Source organism: Streptomyces sp. URMC 126, from assembly GCF_051386555.1.
In the GTDB taxonomy this organism is placed as follows: Bacteria; Actinomycetota; Actinomycetes; order Streptomycetales; family Streptomycetaceae; genus Streptomyces.
In genome coordinates, this window is sequence record NZ_JBPQTX010000120.1 from 1 (window position 1) to 19,421 (window position 19,421).

The window sequence follows — 19,421 nt, forward strand, 5'->3', positions numbered from 1 at the left end:
CCCCCGGGTCCGACCCCGCCCGACCCGCCACCACCCTCATGACCCGCCGATCAACGCCGGCGGTGCACGAAGACGGCGAGGGCGGGGACCGTTCCCCCTGTCACAGGGGACCGACTGGACGCAGGCCGGAGGAGCGGCAGGCCGAGCGGACGATTCACCCGCATCCCATTCCGGAAATCCCGGTGGCGAGCGCGGGCGCGTTGAGAGCATGAATTCATCGGCCCATGCGCGAGATCCTTTTCATCGCCTCAGCCGCAGAATCCACCACTCCATACTCTCGAAAGCGTCGTCGGCGCCATCCGAATCACGCGATATTCCAGTCGCAATACGGCCCACGAGTACCGCCGCCACCCAAACGGCCTAATTGTCGAACTCGCGGACTATTGATTAAGCGGAGAAGTGTCGGGCAGCATGACAGCGTCAATTTCCCGCCTTGTAGGAGGAGGAATGAAGACAGGCGTCAAAAGGATCACCGTCCTGGCGGTCGCCGCATTGACGGCGACCGTTCCTTTTGCGAGCCCCGCCCAAGCAGCGGACGGCGTCTTCCGGTACCAGCGCTACTCGACCGGCTTCATCGCCGGGCCGCACTGGACCGAAGTCCGTAACCCGACGGACTACGTCTGCTACAACATGACGGCTCAAGAAGCCAACTCGGTGCAGAACAACACCAACCACACGGCCCGGGTGTACAAGACGAGCAACTGCACGGGCTGGAACACGACGATCGTCACTTCGGGGAAGAGCGCCAGCTCCGTTCCCGGCTTCAAGTCCTTCAAGGTCCTCGACACCTGATCCCCGAAAGCCGTTCACGGAAAGAAGCAGGCCGTTTCCTACGGGCCTGCTTCTATCCCTGACGACAAGTCCGCGGAATATCCTCGACGACCCGGGCGGCCGGGAGGCGTCCCCGGCACGTACCGTGGCCGTATCCGCCGCCGGGACCGGCTCGGCGGCAAGGTCAGGAGGGTGCTCAGTGCACGGCGAGTACAAGGTGCCGGGCGGCAAGCTCGTAGTCGTTGACCTGGAGGTCGAAGACGGAGCACTCCGCGACGTCCGGGTGGCGGGGGACTTCTTCCTGGAGCCCGACGAGGCGTTGTTCGAGATCAATCGGGCGCTCGAAGGGGCCGACGCCGGCCTGTCGGCCCAGGAGCTCGCGGCCCGCGTCGACGCGGCGCTGCCCGAAGGCACGGTCATGTTCGGCCTCACCTCCGAGGCCGTCGGCGTCGCGGTGCGCCGCGCGCTCGCGAACGCCACCGATTGGCACGACTACGACTGGCAGGTCATCCACGACGGCCCCCAGTCCCCCGCCCTCCACATGGCCCTCGACGAGGTCCTCACCACGGAGGTCGCCGCCGGCCGCCGGCCGCCGACACTGCGGGTGTGGGAGTGGGAATCGCCGGCCGTGATCATCGGCAGCTTCCAGTCGCTGCGGAACGAAGTGGACCTGGAGTCCGCCGAGCGGCACGGCATGACGGTCGTCCGCCGGATCAGTGGCGGCGGGGCCATGTTCGTGGAGCCCCACAGCACGATCACCTATTCGCTGTACGTACCGGACTCCCTTGTGCAAGGCCTGTCTTTCGCGGACAGCTACGCCTATCTCGACGACTGGGTGCTGGCCGCCCTCGGGGACATGGGCATCAAAGCCTGGTACCAGCCGCTCAACGACATCGCCACCGAATCCGGCAAGATCGCCGGTGCTGCGCAGAAACGCATGGTCGGCGGGAATGGCGCCGTACTGCACCATGTGACGATGGCCTACGACATCGACGCCGACAAAATGCTCGAGGTACTCCGGATCGGCCGCGAAAAACTCTCCGACAAGGGCACCAAGAGCGCCAAAAAGCGCGTCGACCCCCTCCGCCGCCAGACGGGCCTGCCGCGCGGCGAGGTCATCGACCGCATGATCGGTTCCTTCCGGAGCCGATACGGCTGCTCGGCCGGCGAAGTGACCGAAGAGGAGATGAACCGGGCCCGGGAATTGGCGCGTAAGAAGTTCGCCTCCCCGGAATGGACCGCCCGGGTTCCCTAGGCGCTCACACGCCCGAGTACGCGTGCAGGCTGTTGAAGAAGATGTTCACCCCGTAGTAGTTGAACAAGTAGCAGCCGAACGCGGCCAGTCCGAGCCACGCCGCTTTCCGTCCGCGCCAGCCGGCCGTGGCGCGGGCGTGGAGGTAGCTCGCGTAGGCGACCCAGGTGATGAGCGTCCAGATCTCCTTGGCGTCCCAGCCCCAGTAGCGCCCCCAGGCCGCCTCGGCCCAGATCGCCCCGGCGATGAGGGTGAAGGTCCAGAGCGGGAAGACCAGGGCGTTGACGCGGTAGGCGGACTTGTCGAGGGAGGCGGCCGCCGGCATCCGTTCCAGGACGGAGGCCGCGAACCGGCCGGGCCGGCGGCCGCCCTCGGCCGTCAGCCTCGCCTCGTACCGGTCGCGGAGGAGGTAGAGCAGGGTGGTGATCGCGCCCAGGTAGAGGAACGCGCCGCAGAGGATCGCGCAACTCACGTGGATGTAGAGCCAGTACGAGCGGAGGGCCGGTACGAGCTGGTCGCTGTCGGTGTACAGGACGGAGACGGCCAGCCCCAGGTCCAGCAGGACCGTGGTGACCAACGGGAGCCCCATCCAGCGGACGTCCTTGCCCAGCGCGAGGAACAGCAGATAGCCGCCGGTCACGACCACGCCGAAGGTCGTGGAGTACTCGTACATGTTGGCCCAGGGCGCCCGTTCCACGGACACGGCGCGGGCGAGGACCCCGCCGAGGTGCAGCAGGAAGGCCAGGACCGTCAGCGACACGGCGATCCGGCCGTAGAGGTCGCCGCGCGCCGAACTCCCCGCCGCGCCGGGGCCGTCGGGCACGCCGGGCCGGTCGCCGTCGGCACGGGTGACGACGACGGGACGTTCCAGGACGGCCGTTCCGCCGCCCTGCCGGACGGCCCGGGACGCGGCGCCGGACGCCCCCGCCGGGACCGTGAGGGAGGCCGCCGTCCGGCCCACTCTGCTGCGACTGCCCAGTACCCACTCCGCCAGGTGGGCGAGGAAGGCCAGGGTGTACACCGCCATCGCCGCGTACACCAGCGTATTGCTGAGGTTGGCGAGACTTTCGTGATTCGCGGCGGCCGACGTCACGCTGTGTCTCCCTGGGTACGGACCGGATGGATCACTGACAGGTGGTTGCGCACGCGCAGCAGTGTGGCACGCCCGAATTGACGATCTTCAGCACCCCTCGGTCCGACGCACCGGCAGTCCCGCACACCCGGCCCCACCTCAACCCACGGAGTTTTCACGTGATTTGAGTGACAGTCAGCGCCATCACACCCCACCGAAGCTGACCACACCCCCGCCCGTCCCCCGCCGTCCCTCCATCTCGTCCAGCAGTCCCAGCGCGAAGTCCGCGTGGGTGATGCGGTCCGCGGCGTCGGCGTGTGGGGTCACGCGGTAGCGGCCGGTGGGGGTGCCGCCGTGGTCGAAGTCGCCTGCCGGGGCCGCGTAGGTCCAGGCGAGGGGGGCGGTGCGGAGGAGGGCGAGGCCGGCGGCGTGGGCGAGGTAGAAGGGGCGGTACTCGGCGGGGTAGCCCGGTTCGTCCATCAGGAGGGTGCCGGACGGGCCGGGGAGGACGGAGGAGAGGCCGACGACCGTCAGGCGGGGGACGCCGGCCTTCTCCAGGCCGGCGGCGAGGGCCCGGGTCGACGCCGTGAAGAAGTCGTGGGGGGAGCCGGACAGGTCGACCGCCGCCGAGAGGGCCGCGTCGTGGCCCGCCGCCAGGCGTGCCACGGCCGCCGCGTCGGTGACGTCGCCCGCCACGACCCGCGCGCCGGACGGCAGGTCGCCGTGGCGGGACGGGTCGCGGACCACGGCGGTGACGGCGTGGCCGCGGCGCAGGGCCTCGGCGGTCGCGTGGCGGCCGGCTCTGCCGCCCGCGCCGAAGATGACGAATTCCCGGGGCTTTACGGACTTCACGGAGGTCATGGGAACGCCTTCCCGCAGGGCCGGAGCCCCTTGCCCCGGCCGGTGCCGTGACCGTAGCCAGCGCACCGGTTACCTCCCGGATACCGGTCGGTGTGCGGTTATCGTGACGCCATGAGGGACGTCACCAGGAAGCCGCTGCCTGCCGATATGTTCGACGAGTTGTGCCCTTCCTCGCTCACTCCGTTCCGGTTCGGCGACAAATGGGCGCCTCTGGTCATCCGTTGTCTGGAGGACGGGCCGCGCCGGTTCTCCGAGTTGCGGGTCCCCCTGCGGCGCGTCACGCCCAAGGTGCTCACCGCCTCGCTGCGCGCGCTGGAGCGCGACGGGTTCGTCGAGCGGACGGTGTATCCCGATGCCCTCCAGCGCGTCGAGTACGCCTTGACGCCGCTCGGGCGCAGTCTGCTCGGGCAGATCGCGCTCGCCTGCGCGTGGGCGGAGGAGCACTGGGAGGAACTGCTCGACGCCCGGGAGGCCTACGAGGAGCGACGGCAGGCCGGGTGACGGCCGGAGGGGGCGGGGCCCCCGGCGCCGGGTGGAAGGGGAACAGGTCTCCCCCGGCGCCGGATGACGCGGACTGAGCGCGCCCCGGCGGCGCGCGGCACGACGCGCCTCAGCCCGCCGCCCCCGCCAGTGCCGGGATCACCCGCTCCCCGTACGCGTCGACCGTCGCCTCCTTCGCGTCGTGCATCGCGTACACCGCGAACTGGTCGACGCCCAGCGCCCGCAGTTCCTCCAGCCGCGCCACATGCGCCTCCGCCGGGCCGAGCAGACAGAAGCGGTCGACGATCTCGTCCGGGACGAAGTCCGTCGACGGGTTGCCCGCGCGGCCGTGGTGGCTGTAGTCGTAGCCCTGCCGTCGCCCGATGTACGACGTGAGGGCCTCCGGCACCAGGTCCGAGTGGGCGCCGTAGCGGGTGACGAGGTCGGCGACGTGGTTGCCGACCATGCCGCCGAACCAGCGGCACTGCTCCCGCGCGTGGGCGAGGTCGTCGCCGACGTACGCGGGCGCGGCGACGCAGACGGTGACGGACGACGGGTCGCGGCCGGCCTCCTCCGCCGCGCGGCGGACCGCCTTGACCATCCACTCGGTGAGGAACGGGTCGGCGAGCTGGAGGATGAAGCCGTCGGCCTCGCGGCCGGCCAGCGCGAGGGCCTTCGGGCCGTAGGCCGCCATCCAGACCGGGAGCCGGCCGTCGCGCACCCAGGGCAGCCGCAGCGGGGTGCCGCCGACGTCGGTCTCGCGGCCCTCGGCCAGGTCACGGATGATCCGCATGGACTCGCTCAGCGCGGCGAGGGTGGTGGGGCGGCGGCCGGCCACCCGCATCGCCGAGTCGCCGCGGCCGATGCCGCAGACGGTGCGGTTGCCGTACATGTCGTTGAGCGTGGCGAAGGTGGAGGCGGTGACCTCCGGGGTGCGGGTGGACGGGTTGGTGACCATCGGTCCCACGACGAGCCGTTCGGTGTGCTCCAGGATGCGGCCGTGGATGACGAACGGCTCCTGCCACAGCACGGCGGAGTCGAACGTCCAGCCGTACCGGAAGCCCCGCCGCTCGGCGCGGCGCATCAGGTCGACGACGGCGGTGGCGGGCGGGTCGGTCTGCAGGACGAGGCCGAAGTCCAAGGTCGGTGCTCCTTACCGAGACGGCGGGACAGCGGGACAGCGGGGCGGCGGGACGGCGAGAGGGCGAGAGGGCAGCGCGGCCGGGGCAGCCGGGGCGGCCGTTACGTGAGGTACTGGCAGGTGGTCCGCGGCACGTACCGGCCGTGCCCGGTCCGGCCGGTGAACCGCCGCTCGTCGATGACGATTTCGCCACGGGACAGGACCGTCTCGACGCGCCCCGTGACCTCTTTCCCTTCATACGCCGAGTAGTCGACGTTCATGTGGTGGGTGGTGGCGGAGAGGACCTGAGTGGCGTGCGGGTCGTAGACGACGAGGTCGGCGTCGGCGCCGGGGGCGAGGGTGCCCTTGCGCGGGGCCAGGCCGAACATCCGGGCGGGCGCGGCGCAGGCGATCTCGATCCAGCGGCGGCGGGAGATGTGGCCGTCGACGACGGCCTGGTGGAGGAGGTCCATCCGGTGCTCGACGCCCGGCAGCCCGTTGGGGATCTTCGAGAAGTCGCCCCGGCCGAGCTCCTTCTGTCCGGAGAAGCAGAACGGGCAGTGGTCGGTGGAGACGACCTGGAGGTCGTCGGTGCGCAGGCCGCGCCAGAGGGCCGCCTGGTGCTCCCGGGGCCGGAGCGGCGTCGAGCAGACGTACTTCGCGCCCTCGAAGCCGGGCTCGGCGAGGTTGTCGGTGGAGAGGAAGAGGTACTGCGGGCAGGTCTCGCCGAAGACCGGCAGGTCGGCGTCCCGGGCCCGGGCGAGTTCGGCGACGGCTTCCTCGGCGGAGACGTGGACGACGTAGAGGGGGCTGCCGGCGACCCTGGCGAGCTGGATCGCGCGGTGGGTGGCCTCGGCCTCCAGCAGCGTCCTGCGGACTTCCCCGTGGTAGCGGGGATCCGTCCGGCCGGCGGCGAGGGCCTGTTCGACGAGGACGTCGATCGCGATGCCGTTCTCGGCGTGCATCATGATCAGCCCGCCGTTGCCCGCGGCCCGCTGCATGGCCCGCAGGATCTGCCCGTCGTCGCTGTAGAAGACCCCGGGATACGCCATGAAGAGCTTGAACGACGTCACGCCTTCGCCGACCAGCAGGTCCATCTCCTTCAGCGACCCCTCGGTCACATCGGAGAGGATCATGTGGAAGGCGTAGTCGACGGCGCACTTGCCCTCCGCCTTGGCATGCCAGGCGTCGAGCCCCTCCCGCAGCGCCCGCCCCCGCGTCTGCACCGCGAAGTCGACGACGGTCGTGGTGCCGCCCCAGGCGGCGGCCCGGGTGCCGGTCTCGAAGGTGTCGGAGGAGGAGGTGCCGCCGAAGGGGAAGTCGAAGTGGGTGTGGGCGTCCACGCCGCCCGGCACGACGTACTTGCCGGTCGCGTCGATCGTCCGGTCGGCCGTCCAGTCCCGCGCGCAGGCGCTGTCCGGAGCCGCCAGCGCGGCGATCCGGCCGTCCTCGACGAGGACGTCGGCGTACGTCTCCTCGGCGGCCGTGACGACGAGGCCGCCCCGGACGAGGATCCTGCTCACCGGTGCGCCCCCTTCCCGGCGTCGTGCCGCTCTCCCACCGCGCCCTGGACGCGGCGCAGCGCCCGTTCCAGCGCCGCGGCGCCCTCCTCCGCCTCGGCGACGGTCAGGGTCAGCGGCGGGGCGATGCGCAGGACGGTGCCGTCCCGGCCGCCCTTGCCGATCAACAGGCCTTCCTCGCGGGCCCGTTCGAGGGCGAGGCCGGCCGCCTCGCCGGAGGTGAGCTCGACGCCGATCATCAGGCCCCGGCCGCGGACCTCGCGGACGACCGGCAGCCCGGCGGCGACGGCCCGGAGCCGTTCGATCAGCAGACCGCCGACGCGCCGGGCGTTGCCCTGGAGGTCGTGTTCGAGCAGGTAGGTGAGGTTGGCGAGGCCGGCCGCCATGGTGACCGGGCTGCCGCCGAAGGTGGAGATGGAGTTGGCCTCCAGGCAGTCCATCACCTCGGCGCGGGCGACGACGCCGCCGACGGACATGCCGTTGGCGATGCCCTTGGCGAAGGTGAGCAGGTCGGGCGGGCCGTTGTCGGCGTGGGCCTGCCAGCCCCAGAAGTGGTCTCCGGTGCGACCCCAGCCGGTCTGCACCTCGTCGCTGATCCAGAGGATGCCGTGCCGGGCGAGGACCTCGCGGAAGGCCGCATAGAGCCCGTCGGGCGGCGCGGTGAACCCGCCGACGCCCTGGACGGGTTCGGCGATCAGCGCGGCGACCGTCCCGTGCGCCTGACCGAGCATGTCCTCCAGGTCGCGGACGCAGGCGGCGGTGAACGCGGCGTCGGAAAGGTGCGCGTACGGGCCCTGGGAGCGGACGGCGCCGTGCACGTAGAGGGTCTGGAGCGGCGAGAGGCTGGTGGGCGACCAGGCGGAGTTGCCGGTGATGCCGACGGTGGAGAAGGAGCGGCCGTGGTAGCTGTTGCGCATGGCCAGAATCTGGTTGGACCGCCGGTACGTCGTGGCCAGCAGCAGCGCGGCGTCGTTGGCCTCGGTGCCGGAGGTGGTGAAGAAGACGCGGGCGTCGGGGATGCCGCTCAGCGCCGCGATGCGTTCGGCGAGTTCGACCATGTGCCGGTCGAGGTAGAGGGTGGACGTGTGCAGGATCCGGCCGGCCTGGCCGGCGACCGCCGCGGTGACCTCGGGGAGCGCGTGGGCGGTCATGGTGGTGAGGATGCCGCCGAAGAAGTCCAGGTAGCGCCGGCCGTCGGCGTCCCGGACGTGCCGCCCCTCGCCGTGGGTGAGTTCGATGGGCTCGGCGTAGTAGAGGGCGAGCCAGGAGGGCAGGACGGCCCGGTGGCGGGCGTGCAGTCCGCCGCCGCCGGCCGCCGCCGTTCCGCCGCTCACGGCCGGACCAGCCCTTCGTAGGCGTCGGGGCGTCGGTCCCGGTAGAACGCCCACTGCTGCCGGACCTCGTCGATCAGCGAGAAGTCCAGGTCGCGGACGACCAGTTCCTCCTTGGCGTCGTCGGCGACGTCGCCGACGAACTGCCCGCGCGGATCGACGAAGTACGAGGTGCCGTAGAAGTCGTTGTCGCCGTACTCCTCCCGCCCGACGCGGTTGATCGCGGCGACGAAGTACTGGTTGGCGACGGCGGCGGCGGGCTGTTCGAGCTTCCAGAGGTGCGCGGAGAGGCCGCGGGAGGTGGCCGAGGGGTTGTAGACGAGCTGGGCGCCGGCGAGGCCGAGCTGCCGCCAGCCCTCCGGGAAGTGGCGGTCGTAGCAGATGTAGACGCCGACGCGGCCCACGGCGGTGTCGAAGACCGGCCACCCCAGGTTGCCCGGCCTGAAGTAGTACTTCTCCCAGAAGCCCTTGACCTGCGGGATGTGGTGCTTGCGGTACTTGCCGAGGTAGCTGCCGTCGGCGTCGATGACGGCGGCGGTGTTGTAGTAGAAGCCGGTCTGCTCGACCTCGAAGACCGGCACGACGATCACCAGGCCCGTCTCGCGGGCGAGTTCGCGCATCCGGCGCACGGTCGGCCCGTCGGGGACCGGCTCGGCCCAGCGGTAGTGCTCGCTCTCCTGGACCTGGCAGAAGTAGGGGGCGTTGAAGACTTCCTGGAAGCCGATCACCCGGGCGCCTCGCGCGGCGGCGGCGCGGGCGTGGTCCTCGTGTTTGGCGATCATCGACTCGGTGTCACCGGTCCAGCCGGCCTGGACCAGTGCGGCGCGCACAACATTGGGCATGAGCTGCTCCTCCGCCGGGGCGTGTGCCGGCCACGTGGTGCCGGGCTACGCGCGAAGATCCGCGTGCCTGCGACCGTAGGGCCCGGCACCCGCCGAGGCAAGACCGGCGCGGCACCGGCCCGACCAAGGAAACAGACAGTCAATCTTGTAAGTTTTCCTTTGTTTCCTTAGGGTGACCCCATGCCTGCCACCACACTCGACCCGAAGACCGCTCTCGTTCTCGTCGACCTCCAGAAGGGCATCACCGCCCTCCCGACCGTCCACCCCGCCGACGGGATCGTCGCCAAGGGGGCGGAGCTGGCCGCCGCGTTCCGCGCCCGCGGCCTCCCCGTCGTCCTCGTCCGCGTCATAGGCTCGGCCCCCGGCCGCACCGAGATCCGGCACCGCAGCGGCGAGCCCCCGGCCGGCTTCGCCGACCTGCGGCCCGAACTCGACCGCCAGGACGGCGACATCGTCGTCACCAAGCACACCTGGGGCGCCTTCCACGGCACCGACCTGGACCTCCAGCTGCGCCGCCGGGGCGTCACGCAGGTCGTCCTGGCCGGCATCGCCACCGGCATGGGCGTGGAGTCCACGGCCCGGGCCGCGCACGAGCACGGCTACCACGTCACCGTCGCGACGGACGCGGTGACGGACCTCGACGCCGAGGTGCACCGGGTCAGCGTGGAGAAGGTGCTGCCCCGCCTCGGCGAGACGGACACCACCGAGGCGATCATCCGACTGCTGGGCTGACCCGCCGCCGGCCACCGCCGCCCCGGCCGGTCCGCTCCCGCGTACCGGAGCAGCCGCCACCCCCGTCCGGACAGGCCGTCACCGGCCCGCCCGGACGGGTGCCGGGGCGGCCGGCTCACCGCTGCGGCCGGACCACCATCGCCGAGCCGCCGCCGCGCCGTACCTTCTCCGCGGCGGCCAGCCACCGGCCGTCGGGGAGCCGTTCGACGCCGGTCGCCGCCCCGATGAAGGACGGACTGAGCTTGAACACGTGCCCCTTCGCCTCCAGCCGGCGGCGGACGGGGTCGTCCCACAGCCCCTGCTCCATGTCCGTCGTCGCGGCGTTGCGCTGGCTGGCGCGCGGCGCGGCGATGGCGTCGACCAGCGGCATCCCGCGGTCCACACGGTTGAGCAGGGTCTGCAGGACGGTGGTGATGATCGTCGCCCCGCCCGGCGAGCCCAGCGCGAACTTCAGCTTCCCGTGGTCGAGGACGACCGTCGGGGAGATCGACGAGCGCGGCCGCTTGCCCGGGCCGGGCAGGTTCGGGTCGTGGACGCCCGGGCTGACCGGGGTGAAGGAGAAGTCCGTCAGCTCGTTGTTGAGCAGGAAGCCCCGGCCGGGCACGGTGATGCCGCTGCCGCCGGTCTGCTCGATGGTGAAGGTGTAGGCGACGACGTTCCCCCACTTGTCCGCCACCGTCATATGGGTCGTCTGCCGCCCCTCGTACGGGGTGGGGGCGGCGCGGCCCGTCGTGGCGCAGGGCTTGGGGTGCCGGGGGTCGCCGGGGGCGAGCGGGCTGGTCAGCGCCCGGCTGTCCTTGATCAGGCAGGCCCGCGAGGCGGCGAACCGCTTGGACGTCAGCCCGGCGGTGGGCACCTTCTCCCGCGCGGGGTCGCCGATCCACCGGTTGCGGTCGGCGAACGCGATCCGGCTCGCCTCCAGGTAGCGGTGGAGGTAGGCCGTGCGGTCGGCCTTGCGGAGATCGCTCTTCTCCAGGATGTTGAGCGCCTCGGCGACCGCGATGCCGCCGGAGGCCGAGGGAGCCATCCCGTAGACGTCGAGCCCCCGGTAGGTGGTGTGCGTCGGGCCCGGCCGCTTGACCGTGTACGCGCGCAGGTCGCGTTCGGTGAGGTCGCCGGAGCGCACGACGCGGTGCGCGCCGGGGGCGACGGGCGGCTTGCGGACCGTGCGGACCACGTCCCGGCCCAGCTCGCCGCCGTACATCGCGCCGATGCCGCGCTTGCCCACCAGTTCGTAGGTGCGGGCGAGGTCGGGGTTCCTCAGCCGGGACCCGACGGCCGGCAGCTTGCCGCCCGGCAGGAAGAGGCGGGCGGTGGCGGGGAAGTCGCGGAAGCGCTTCTCGTTGTCGGCGGTCTGCTGCCGGAAGGTCGCGTCGACGGTGAAGCCCTTGCGGGCCAGGCGCTCGGCGGGCTTCAGCACCTGGCCGAGCGGTCTGCTGCCCCAGGCGCGCAGGGCCGCGTCCCAGGTGGCGGGGGCGCCGGGGACGCCGACGCTCCGGCCGCTGGTCATCGCCTCGTCGAAGGGGATGGCGTGCCCCTTCTCGACGAACAGGTTCTTGTCCGCGCTGAGCGGCGCCCGTTCGCGGCCGTCGATGGTGAAGACCTTGCGGGCCTTGGCGTTGTAGTAGACGAAGTAGCCGCCACCGCCGATGCCGCCGGAGTACGGCTCGGTGACGCCGAGGGCGGCGGCGGTGGCGACCGCCGCGTCGACGGCGTTGCCGCCGCCCTTGAGCACCTCGATGCCGGCGGCGGAGGCGTCGGCGTCGACGCTCGCCACGGCCCCGCCGCGGCCGACGGCCAGCGGGGTCTTGACGGGTGTGCGGCCCGCGCCCTGGGCGGCGTCGGGGCCGGCCTGCGCGGCGGCCGGCACGATCCCGAGTCCGGCCACGAGTGCGGCCGTCGCGCAGAGCACGGTCGTTCGCCGGCGCGCTGGCGGTCTTGCCATGGGTACCTCCCTGTCGGCTGAGAGGTCCCGGACCCTACTCGCAGGACCCCTCCGCCGACAGGGCGCGACACGGCCCCCGTTCGGCCTTCTGTTCAAACGCCCGTTCAGGCGTACGTTCAGCGGCCTCGCGCCTGGGTGATCACCGGCTTGGCCATGGCCCGCTCGCCGTCGGCGTTCGGGTGGAAGGGGCCGGCCGGGCGGGTCGGCTGGGCGCCCTCGATCCAGCGGTCCTTCTCCGGACGGCAGACGTCGTGGCCGACGGTCGCGCGGTAGGTGTCGGCGTACCGGACGTGGGCCTTGCGCGCCTGCTGCTTCAGCATGGCGTTGAGCCGCTTCTCGGTGTCGCGCAGGTACGGGGTGTCCCCGGCGGCGATCGGCACGTTCGGGAAGCAGCCGACCCCGTTGTCCGGCATGATCGACGGGTAGCCGACGAGCACGACGCGGGCGTGCGGCGCGCGCTGGTGAACGGCCTTGAGGACGCGGGCGACCTTGGGCGCGGCGCCGGCGATGCGCTTGTTCAGCAGGTCGGAGCCGTCGGCCGCGGTGTACTTCTTGCGGCAGGGGGCGCCGGCCGGGTCGGAGACGGAGAGCTGGGCGCAGGTGCCGATGATCTCGCCGAAGCCGATGTCGTTGCCGCCGATGCCGACGGTGACGAGCCGGGTGTTCTTGCCGAGGGCGTTCAGCTGGGGGATGTTGGCGCCCTGCGCGCGCCACATGTCGTCGGTCTTGGCGCCGCTGCAGCTGACGTCCTTGAAGGACTTCACGTGCAGCGCCTTCGCCGTCAGCGAGGGGTAGTTGACGCTGGACCGGGCGCAGTCGCCGCCGCTCTGGGTGGGCACGCCGGGCGCGGAGGTGTACGAGTCGCCGAGGGCGACGTAGCGCTCGCCGGCGGGGGCCGGGGTGCCGGCGGTGGCGGGGGCGGCGGCGCCCGCCGCCAGGGCCGTGGCGGCGCCGACCGCCGCCAGTGCCTTGCCGTACCGCCCGCCGTGTGCGCGTGCGTCTGCCACTACTGCCTCCGGAGAATCGGTGATGGTTCCAGGCCGACCGCGCCCCGGGCGAAGCGCCGGGGCCGTCGAGCACGGCAGTCAGACTCGCCTCGTGGTTGACCCTCTGTCAATCTCACGAGGCTGTCCACGTATCAGTGGTACCGGGCGTCACTCGGGCGCAGGTACCGAACGGGGGCCGTCCGAGCGGCTGTTCCGCCAACGGCCGGCCACCACGGCCGCGGGCGGGGGCACGACGGGACGAGGCCGGCCCGGCGGACGGCCGCGCGTGACGCCGGATCAGCGGTCCCCGCGGACGGCGGCGCCTCCGCGCCGGACAGGAGACCCCGCCCCCCCCGGCTGGCGGCCCCCGCCCCGGCGGTCCGCCCCGCCCGGCCCCCACACCCCCTAATGCGACTCTCAAAATCCGATTAGATAAGGTACAAGCGTGCGACTGACCAAGAGCACGGACATCGCCCTGCGCATCGCCATGCGCCTGGCCGTGACGTCCGGCGGCCCCGAGACCGCCGCGCCCACCACCCGTGAGGTGGCGGCGGCGGTGGGCGTGCCGTACACGCACGCGGCCAAGGTGGTCAGCCGCATGACGCACCTGGGGGTCGTGGAGACCCGCAGGGGCCGGGGCGGCGGGCTGGCGCTCACCGCCCTGGGGCTGACGGGCTCGGTCGGCCGGCTGGTGCGCGCGCTGGAGGGCACGGGGGACGTCGTCGGCTGCGAGGACGAGACGCCGTGCCCGCTGCGCGGGGCCTGCCGGCTGCGCGGGGCGCTGCGCGACGCGCAGGAGGCCTTCTACGCCGCGCTCGACCCGCTCACCGTCGAAGAACTGGTCCGGCAGCCCACCGGGCCGATCCTGCTGAGCCTGACATCCGGACCCGACCCACTCGACTGACCGAAAGCGGCGCCGCCCGCCACACGGCGTCCGTACACCCTGAAATGCGAGTCCTGGATGCGCATTATCCGTCCGGGGCGCGAACCGCGAGGAACCGTAAGGAGCCGCCGTGCTGTCCCCGAAGTCGACCGAGATCGTCCGCGCCACCCTGCCCGCCGTCGGCGGGGCCATCGGCGAGATCACCCCGCTCTTCTACGACAAGCTGTTCGCCGAGCGCCCCGACCTGCTGCGGGACCTCTTCAACCGTGGCAACCAGGCCAACGGCTCGCAGCGCCAGGCCCTGGCGGGCGCCATCGCCGCGTTCGCCACGGCGCTGGTGGAGCACCCGGACGTCCGCCCGGACGCGCTGCTGTCCCGCATCGCGCACAAGCACGCCGCGCTCGGTGTCACGGCGGAGCAGTACGAGCTGGTGCGGCGGCACCTCTTCGCCGCGATAGCGGAGGTCCTGGGCGAGGCGGTCACCCCCGAGGTGGCCGCGGCCTGGGACGAGGTCTACTGGCTGATGGCGAACGCACTGATCGCCCTGGAGGCCCGGCTGTACGAGGGCGCGGGCGTCCCGGCCGGCGAGGTCTTCGTGCCCTGCCGCGTCGTGGCCCGCCACCGGGAGACGGCGGACGTCGTCACCTTCGAGGTCCGCCCGCTCGACGGCCGTGAGCTGCCCGCCGGCAAGCCCGGCCAATACGTCTCCGTGCGCGTCACTCTGCCCGACGGCGCCCGGCAGATCCGCCAGTACAGCCTCTCCGGGTGGCCGGACGACGCCCTCTGCTTCTCCGTCAAGCGGATCCCGGGCGACCCGGCAGGCGAGGTCTCGAACCACCTCCACGACCACGTGGCCGTGGGCGCGGAGCTCCAGGTGAGCCTGCCGTTCGGTGACGTGGTGCTGGACGAGGCGGACGGCCGCCCGGTCGTCCTCGTCTCCGCGGGCATCGGCTGCACCCCGATGACCGGCATGCTCGCCCACCTGGCCGCCACCGGCTCGGCCCGCCGCGTGATCGTCGTCCACGCCGACCGCAGCGAGGCGGACCACGCCTTCCGCGAGGAGACGCGCCGGCTCGTCGCCAAGCTCCCGGACGCGGAGGCGCACGTCTGGTACGAGCGCCCGGAGGGCGAGTGGCCGGCCGAGCGCACCGGCTACGCGGACCTGTCCGCGATCGACGTCCCGGCCGACGCGGTGGTGTACCTGTGCGGGCCGCTGCCGTTCATGCGGGCGGCGCGGGCGCGGCTGCTGGCGGCGGGGGTCGCCCCGGCGGACGTCCACTACGAGGTGTTCGGCCCCGACCTGTGGCTGGGCGCGGACGCCTGACGGGCGCTACTGCGGTGGATGGTGGTGCCCGGCCGGCCCGGGGAGCAGCGTCCCCGGCTCGGCCGGCGCCACCTCCACCGCCTCCGTCTTGAGGCTGCGCCGCTGCCGCTTGGCGACCCAGGTGGCCAGCCAGGACAGCAGCATGCACATCCCGATGTACACCGGCGAGATGATCATGACGACGGGGATGAACGGCAGTCCGTAGTCCAGGTTCCCCGCGATCAGCTTGCCGGCGTGCAGGAACTCCTCGTAGGTGATGAGGAAGCCGAGCGAGGTGTCCTTCAGGGCGACGACGAGCTGGCTGATGATCGTCGGCAGCATCGCCCGGACCGCCTGCGGCACCAGGACGTACGTCATGACCTGCGTCTTGTGCATCCCGAGCGCGTAGGCGGCCTCCCGCTGGCCGCGCTCGACGGAGTCGACGCCGGTGCGGAAGACCTCCGCGAGCACCGACCCGTTGTAGAGGGTGAGGCCGGTGACGAGGGCGGGCAGCGGCTGGACCTTGAGGGCGACGAAGACGAAGAAGATCATCACCAGTACGGGCATCGCCCGGAAGAACTCCACGACCAGGGTGGCCGCCCAGCGCAGCGGCCGGTGGTCGGAGAGCCGCCCGGCCGCCAGCAGCCCGCCGAGGACGAGCGAGAACACGGCGGCGTAACCGAAGGCGCGGAGGGTGTTGGCGAGGCCGCGCAGCAGCATCTCCTGGATGCCGACGTACTCGAACGGCGTCCACTTCCGCGCGGCGAACTGCCCGGTGTCGACGAGGAGGTAGATCACCCAGCCGATCAGGGCCGCGATCGCGACGCTCGCGAGCAGGCCGTAGAGCCGGTGGCGCCGGTGGGCGTGCGGGCCGGGGATGTCGTACAGGGCGGTTCCGGTCACCGGGCCACTCCCCACCGCTTCTCCAGCACGTTGAAGACCGCGCTGATGGTCAGGGTCACGATCAGGTATCCGACGGCGATCCAGACGAACGTCCAGATGATGCCGTAGCCGAGCTCGTTGAGGGTCTTGTAGGTGCCCAGCAGCTCGGTGACGCTGAAGGAGCCGGCGATGGCCGAGTTCTTGGCGAGGGCGATGAGGGTGGAGCCGACGGGCGGGATGACCGAGCGGAAGGCCTGCGGCAGGATCACCGTGCCGAGCGTCTGCCCGAAGGTCATGCCCAGGCTGCGGGCCGCCTCCCCCTGCCCGACGGGGACGGTGTTGATGCCCGAGCGGACGGCCTCGCAGATGAACGCCGAGGTGTAGCAGCCGAGCGCGAGCACCGCGAAGAGCTGGAACGGCAGCACCACGCCGAACCTCGGCAGGCCCAGCACCACCGCGAAGAACAGCAGCGTCAGCGGCGTGTTCCGCAGGACCGTCACCCACACGGTGCCGAAGGCGCGCAGCGAGGCGACGGGCGCGACGCGGAAGGAGGCCATGAGGAAGCCGAGGACGAGGGCCAGCAGCGAGCCGTAGACGGTGAGTTCGACGGTGCCGAGCAGGCCCTCCCCGTACCGGGAGAGGTTGTCGGTCAGGACGTTCACGGCGTGGCCCTCCCGGTGCCGTAGCGGTCGACGGCCGGCGGCTTCGGCGCGGGGACGCCGGACCGGCCGAGCGTCGCGTCGTACGCCTTCTTCCAGTCGCCGTTGCGCTCGTGCTCCTCGATGGCGTCGTCCAGGGCCAGCCGCAGCGCGGTGTCGCCGCGCGGGACGCCGATGCCGTAGGGCTCCTTGGAGAACGGCTTCCCGGCGATCCTCAGCTCGTCCGGGGCCTTGGCGGCGAAGCCCATGAGGATGGTGTCGTCGGTGGTGACGGCGGAGACCTGGAGGCTGAGCAGGTTGTCGACGCAGATGGAGTACGTGTCGTAGGCGACGGCCTGCACCTTGGGGAACTCGCGCCGGATGCGCTGGAGCGGGGTGGAGCCGGCGACCGAACAGACGCGTTTGCCGTCGAGGTCCTGCGGGCCCTCGATGGCGTCCTCGTCCTTGCGCACCAGCAGCCCCTGCCCGGCGACGTAGTACGGGCCCGCGAAGCCGACCTGTCGTTTGCGCAGGTCGTTGATGGTGTAGGTGCCGACGTAGTAGTCGATCTGGCCGTTCTGGAGCGCCGTCTCGCGGTTGGCGGAGGCGATGGTGCGGAAGGCGAGGGTCCCGGGCGCGAAGCCGAGGGAGGCGGACATCATCCGGGCGATCTCGATGTCGAAGCCGGAGTAGCGGCCGGTGGCGGGGTCCTTCTCGCCCAGGTAGGGCTGGTCCTCCTTGACGCCGACGGTGAGGTGGCCGCGGCCCTTGGCGGCCCGCCAGGTGGCCGAGTCCGGCAGCGTGAAGCCGGTGGCGACCCGGTACGCGGGGAGGTCGCCGGGGGCCGGCCCCTTGACGGGCGGGCTGCCCTCCTTGCCGCAGGCGGCGGCGAGCAGGGCGAGGGCCGCGAGGACCAGGGCCGCGGTGCGGTGTGCCATGTGCGTCACCCGCTCAGTGCTTGAGGATCTTGGAGAGGAAGTCCTTGGCCCGGTCGCTCTCGGGGGCCGTGAAGAACTCCTCGGGGACGCGGTCCTCGACGATGCGGCCGTCGGCCATGAAGACCACGCGGTTGGCGGCGGAGCGGGCGAAGCCCATCTCGTGGGTGACGACGACCATCGTCATGCCCTCGCGGGCGAGCTGCTGCATCACCTCCAGCACCTCGTTGATCATCTCGGGGTCGAGGGCGGAGGTCGGCTCGTCGAAGAGGAGCGCCTTGGGGTCCATGGCCAGCGCGCGGGCGATGGCCACGCGCTGCTGCTGGCCGCCGGAGAGCTGGGCCGGGTACTTCTCCGCGTGCGCCAGGAGCCCGACCCGTTCCAGCAGCTCGCGCGAGCGGCGGTCGGCCTCCTCCTTGCCGCGGCCCCTGACCTTCACCTGGGCCAGCGAGACGTTCGCGAGCACGGTCTTGTGCGCGAAGAGGTTGAAGGACTGGAAGACCATGCCCACCTCGGCCCGCAGCCGGGCGAGGGCCCGGCCCTCGGCCGGGAGCGGCTGCCCGGCCAGGGTGATGGTTCCGGAATCGATCGGTTCCAGCCGGTTGATCGTCCGGCACAGCGTCGACTTCCCGGAGCCCGACGGGCCGATGACCACCACCACCTCCCCCCGGCCGACCGTGAGGTCGATGTCCTGGAGGACGTGCAGCTTCCCGTAGTGCTTGTTGACGCCACGCAGTTCGATCAGCGGATCGACGGCCATGCTCTGCCCAACTCACTCTCGCCCTGTCCGGACCGGCCGGTCGCAGCAACCTATCCAGGGGCGTTCCGGGACGTCAGCGCCGACACGCGTACAGAGGGGTACCAGTCCGGCATTTGCCCGTCCCGCCCACCGCTCTCCCCCGTCGGCCACCCGGGACCACCTGGGCTTTCCTAGGTACACAGACCCAGCCTGGGTACCTAGCCTGTGGGTCCGGATGGGGGAACCGGCGGACCGGGGGCAGCCCGGCACGGGACCAGGGGACGGCCGGGGCACAGCCGAGGGACGGCCAGGGGGAAGGGAGCCCGGAGTGGGCGACAGCAGGCCCGTATATCTGCGCATCGCGGACGACCTGCGGCGGCGCATCGACGACGGTTCGCTGGCCGTCGGCGCCCGGATCCCCTCCCGCTCCGAGCTCAAACGCGCCTACGCGGCCAGCGACCAGACCGTCGACCGGGCGGTCCGGGTGCTCAAGGCCGCCGGGTACGCGGAAGGGCAGTTCGGGCGCGGGGTGTTCGTCGCCGACCGGGCGCCGCTGGGCACCCTGCTGCGCACCACGGGCGCGGTCGACACCCCGTTCGCGGCGGAGATCCACCCCGTCCGGGACACGAGCCTGCCGGGCGGCGGTCCGCCCGGAGGCACCGCGCTGACCTGGGAGGCGTCCTCGGCCGAGGCGCCCGCTCCGGCGCGCGTCGCCGAGCGCCTGGGCATCGCTCCCGGCGATCCGGTGCTGTGCACGGAGTACGAGTACCTGGCCGACCGCCGGCCGGTGCAGCTCGCCACCAGCTGGGAGCCGCTGACCGTCACCGCCGGCACCGACGTCGTCCACCCCGAGCGCGGGCCGTACGCCCGGCGGGGGGTGCGCGGCCGGCTGGCGGCCATCGGCGTACGGGTGGTCCGGGCCCACGAGCTCGTCGGCTCCCGGCCGGCCACCACACCGGAGGCGGAGGCGCTGGGCTGCGCGGCCGGACAGTGCGTCACGGTCGTCGAGCGCACCCACTTCGACGGGGACGACCGGGCGGTGGAGACCTCGGACATCGTGGTGCGGGCGGATCGGTGGCGGCTGGAGTACGTGATTCCGTTCACTGGGTGAGGGGCGGGGGGCGCTGGG

General features: G+C 72.2%; 19 protein-coding genes. 7 read left to right on the plus strand and 12 right to left on the minus strand.

What is annotated here, in order from left to right; all coding sequences use genetic code 11:
- Positions 1 to 447 precede the first annotated feature (447 nt).
- Both ACSNOK_RS16520 and ACSNOK_RS16525 read left to right on the plus strand, forming a co-directional pair.
- Positions 448 to 792 carry a peptidase inhibitor family I36 protein gene (locus ACSNOK_RS16520; protein WP_436781441.1) on the plus strand — a complete coding sequence of 115 codons (345 nt, stop codon included), beginning with the start codon at positions 448 to 450 and terminating at the stop codon, positions 790 to 792.
- A 178-nt stretch (positions 793 to 970) separates the two neighbouring features.
- Complete coding sequence (locus ACSNOK_RS16525; RefSeq protein ID WP_436781442.1) at positions 971 to 2,026, plus strand: lipoyl protein ligase domain-containing protein; 1,056 nt, start codon at positions 971 to 973, stop codon at positions 2,024 to 2,026.
- A 4-nt stretch (positions 2,027 to 2,030) separates the two neighbouring features.
- Here ACSNOK_RS16525 and ccsB read toward each other — a convergent pair whose 3' ends face one another.
- Positions 2,031 to 3,116 (minus strand): c-type cytochrome biogenesis protein CcsB, encoded by a 1,086-nt coding sequence (gene ccsB / locus ACSNOK_RS16530; RefSeq protein WP_436781443.1) that lies wholly within the window; start codon positions 3,114 to 3,116, stop codon positions 2,031 to 2,033.
- Between the two features lie 183 nt (positions 3,117 to 3,299).
- On the minus strand, positions 3,300 to 3,956 hold the full coding sequence (locus tag ACSNOK_RS16535; protein WP_436781444.1) for an NAD(P)-dependent oxidoreductase: 657 nt from the start codon (positions 3,954 to 3,956) through the stop codon (positions 3,300 to 3,302).
- A gap of 111 nt (positions 3,957 to 4,067) precedes the next feature.
- Here ACSNOK_RS16535 and ACSNOK_RS16540 point away from each other — a divergent pair, with 111 nt between their 5' ends.
- On the plus strand, positions 4,068 to 4,457 hold the full coding sequence (locus tag ACSNOK_RS16540) for a winged helix-turn-helix transcriptional regulator (protein ID WP_436781445.1): 390 nt from the start codon (positions 4,068 to 4,070) through the stop codon (positions 4,455 to 4,457).
- 109 nt (positions 4,458 to 4,566) lie between these two features.
- Here the strand turns inward: ACSNOK_RS16540 and ACSNOK_RS16545 are convergent, their stop codons facing one another.
- From ACSNOK_RS16545 to ACSNOK_RS16560, 4 genes are all read right to left on the minus strand, one after another.
- Positions 4,567 to 5,577: a TIGR03842 family LLM class F420-dependent oxidoreductase gene (locus ACSNOK_RS16545; protein WP_436781446.1), complete on the minus strand. Its 1,011-nt coding sequence runs from the start codon at positions 5,575 to 5,577 to the stop codon at positions 4,567 to 4,569.
- Between the two features lie 101 nt (positions 5,578 to 5,678).
- Positions 5,679 to 7,079: a dihydropyrimidinase gene (gene hydA / locus ACSNOK_RS16550; RefSeq protein WP_436781447.1), complete on the minus strand. Its 1,401-nt coding sequence runs from the start codon at positions 7,077 to 7,079 to the stop codon at positions 5,679 to 5,681.
- Positions 7,076 to 8,410 (minus strand): aspartate aminotransferase family protein, encoded by a 1,335-nt coding sequence (locus tag ACSNOK_RS16555; RefSeq protein ID WP_436781448.1) that lies wholly within the window; start codon positions 8,408 to 8,410, stop codon positions 7,076 to 7,078. The genes hydA and ACSNOK_RS16555 overlap by 4 nt, the downstream gene beginning before the upstream one ends.
- Positions 8,407 to 9,249, minus strand: coding sequence for a nitrilase-related carbon-nitrogen hydrolase (locus ACSNOK_RS16560; protein ID WP_436781449.1), 843 nt, complete (start codon positions 9,247 to 9,249; stop codon positions 8,407 to 8,409). Before ACSNOK_RS16560 ends, ACSNOK_RS16555 begins: the two co-directional genes overlap by 4 nt.
- A gap of 180 nt (positions 9,250 to 9,429) precedes the next feature.
- On the opposite strand from ACSNOK_RS16560, the gene ACSNOK_RS16565 reads away from it, so the two are divergent.
- Entirely contained in the window at positions 9,430 to 9,981 is a 552-nt protein-coding gene (locus ACSNOK_RS16565) for an isochorismatase family protein (RefSeq protein WP_436781450.1), read from the plus strand.
- 115 nt (positions 9,982 to 10,096) lie between these two features.
- On the opposite strand, the gene ggt is transcribed toward ACSNOK_RS16565, so the two are convergent.
- Positions 10,097 to 11,926, minus strand: coding sequence for a gamma-glutamyltransferase (gene ggt, locus ACSNOK_RS16570; protein WP_436781451.1), 1,830 nt, complete (start codon positions 11,924 to 11,926; stop codon positions 10,097 to 10,099).
- 116 nt (positions 11,927 to 12,042) lie between these two features.
- Positions 12,043 to 12,933: an SGNH/GDSL hydrolase family protein gene (locus ACSNOK_RS16575; RefSeq protein WP_436781452.1), complete on the minus strand. Its 891-nt coding sequence runs from the start codon at positions 12,931 to 12,933 to the stop codon at positions 12,043 to 12,045.
- Between the two features lie 424 nt (positions 12,934 to 13,357).
- On the opposite strand from ACSNOK_RS16575, the gene ACSNOK_RS16580 reads away from it, so the two are divergent.
- Together ACSNOK_RS16580 and ACSNOK_RS16585 are read left to right on the plus strand one after the other, a co-directional pair.
- Positions 13,358 to 13,816: an RrF2 family transcriptional regulator gene (locus ACSNOK_RS16580; protein ID WP_436781453.1), complete on the plus strand. Its 459-nt coding sequence runs from the start codon at positions 13,358 to 13,360 to the stop codon at positions 13,814 to 13,816.
- Positions 13,817 to 13,925: 109 nt separating this feature from the next.
- A complete protein-coding gene (locus tag ACSNOK_RS16585; protein WP_436781454.1) occupies positions 13,926 to 15,119 on the plus strand; it encodes a globin domain-containing protein in 1,194 nt (397 codons plus the stop codon).
- A gap of 6 nt (positions 15,120 to 15,125) precedes the next feature.
- Here the strand turns inward: ACSNOK_RS16585 and ACSNOK_RS16590 are convergent, their stop codons facing one another.
- Genes ACSNOK_RS16590 through ACSNOK_RS16605 form a run of 4 tightly spaced genes read right to left on the minus strand, consistent with a single transcriptional unit; the run spans position 15,126 to position 18,313 of the window.
- The gene (locus ACSNOK_RS16590) at positions 15,126 to 16,001 is read right to left on the minus strand and encodes an amino acid ABC transporter permease (RefSeq protein WP_436781455.1); all 876 of its coding nucleotides are present in this window, start codon (positions 15,999 to 16,001) and stop codon (positions 15,126 to 15,128) included.
- Positions 15,998 to 16,642 (minus strand): amino acid ABC transporter permease, encoded by a 645-nt coding sequence (locus tag ACSNOK_RS16595; protein ID WP_436781456.1) that lies wholly within the window; start codon positions 16,640 to 16,642, stop codon positions 15,998 to 16,000. The genes ACSNOK_RS16590 and ACSNOK_RS16595 overlap by 4 nt, the downstream gene beginning before the upstream one ends.
- Positions 16,639 to 17,556 (minus strand): glutamate ABC transporter substrate-binding protein, encoded by a 918-nt coding sequence (locus tag ACSNOK_RS16600; RefSeq protein WP_436781457.1) that lies wholly within the window; start codon positions 17,554 to 17,556, stop codon positions 16,639 to 16,641. Before ACSNOK_RS16600 ends, ACSNOK_RS16595 begins: the two co-directional genes overlap by 4 nt.
- A 13-nt stretch (positions 17,557 to 17,569) precedes the next feature.
- Complete coding sequence (locus tag ACSNOK_RS16605) at positions 17,570 to 18,313, minus strand: amino acid ABC transporter ATP-binding protein (RefSeq protein ID WP_436781458.1); 744 nt, start codon at positions 18,311 to 18,313, stop codon at positions 17,570 to 17,572.
- A 307-nt stretch (positions 18,314 to 18,620) separates the two neighbouring features.
- On the opposite strand from ACSNOK_RS16605, the gene ACSNOK_RS16610 reads away from it, so the two are divergent.
- The gene (locus tag ACSNOK_RS16610) at positions 18,621 to 19,403 is read left to right on the plus strand and encodes a GntR family transcriptional regulator (RefSeq protein WP_436781459.1); all 783 of its coding nucleotides are present in this window, start codon (positions 18,621 to 18,623) and stop codon (positions 19,401 to 19,403) included.
- Positions 19,404 to 19,421: the final 18 nt, after the last annotated feature.

Bases quoted from the DNA above. Each gene is read 5' to 3' on its own strand.
- ACSNOK_RS16520 (WP_436781441.1), top strand. From the start codon at position 448: ATGAAGACAGGCGTCAAAAGGATCACCGTCCTGGCGGTCGCCGCATTG.
- ACSNOK_RS16535 (WP_436781444.1), bottom strand. From the start codon at position 3,956: ATGACCTCCGTGAAGTCCGTAAAGCCCCGGGAATTCGTCATCTTCGGC.
- ACSNOK_RS16540 (WP_436781445.1), top strand. From the start codon at position 4,068: ATGAGGGACGTCACCAGGAAGCCGCTGCCTGCCGATATGTTCGACGAG.
- ACSNOK_RS16560 (WP_436781449.1), bottom strand. From the start codon at position 9,249: ATGCCCAATGTTGTGCGCGCCGCACTGGTCCAGGCCGGCTGGACCGGT.
- ACSNOK_RS16565 (WP_436781450.1), top strand. From the start codon at position 9,430: ATGCCTGCCACCACACTCGACCCGAAGACCGCTCTCGTTCTCGTCGAC.
- ggt (WP_436781451.1), bottom strand. From the start codon at position 11,926: ATGGCAAGACCGCCAGCGCGCCGGCGAACGACCGTGCTCTGCGCGACG.
- ACSNOK_RS16600 (WP_436781457.1), bottom strand. From the start codon at position 17,556: ATGGCACACCGCACCGCGGCCCTGGTCCTCGCGGCCCTCGCCCTGCTC.
- ACSNOK_RS16605 (WP_436781458.1), bottom strand. From the start codon at position 18,313: ATGGCCGTCGATCCGCTGATCGAACTGCGTGGCGTCAACAAGCACTAC.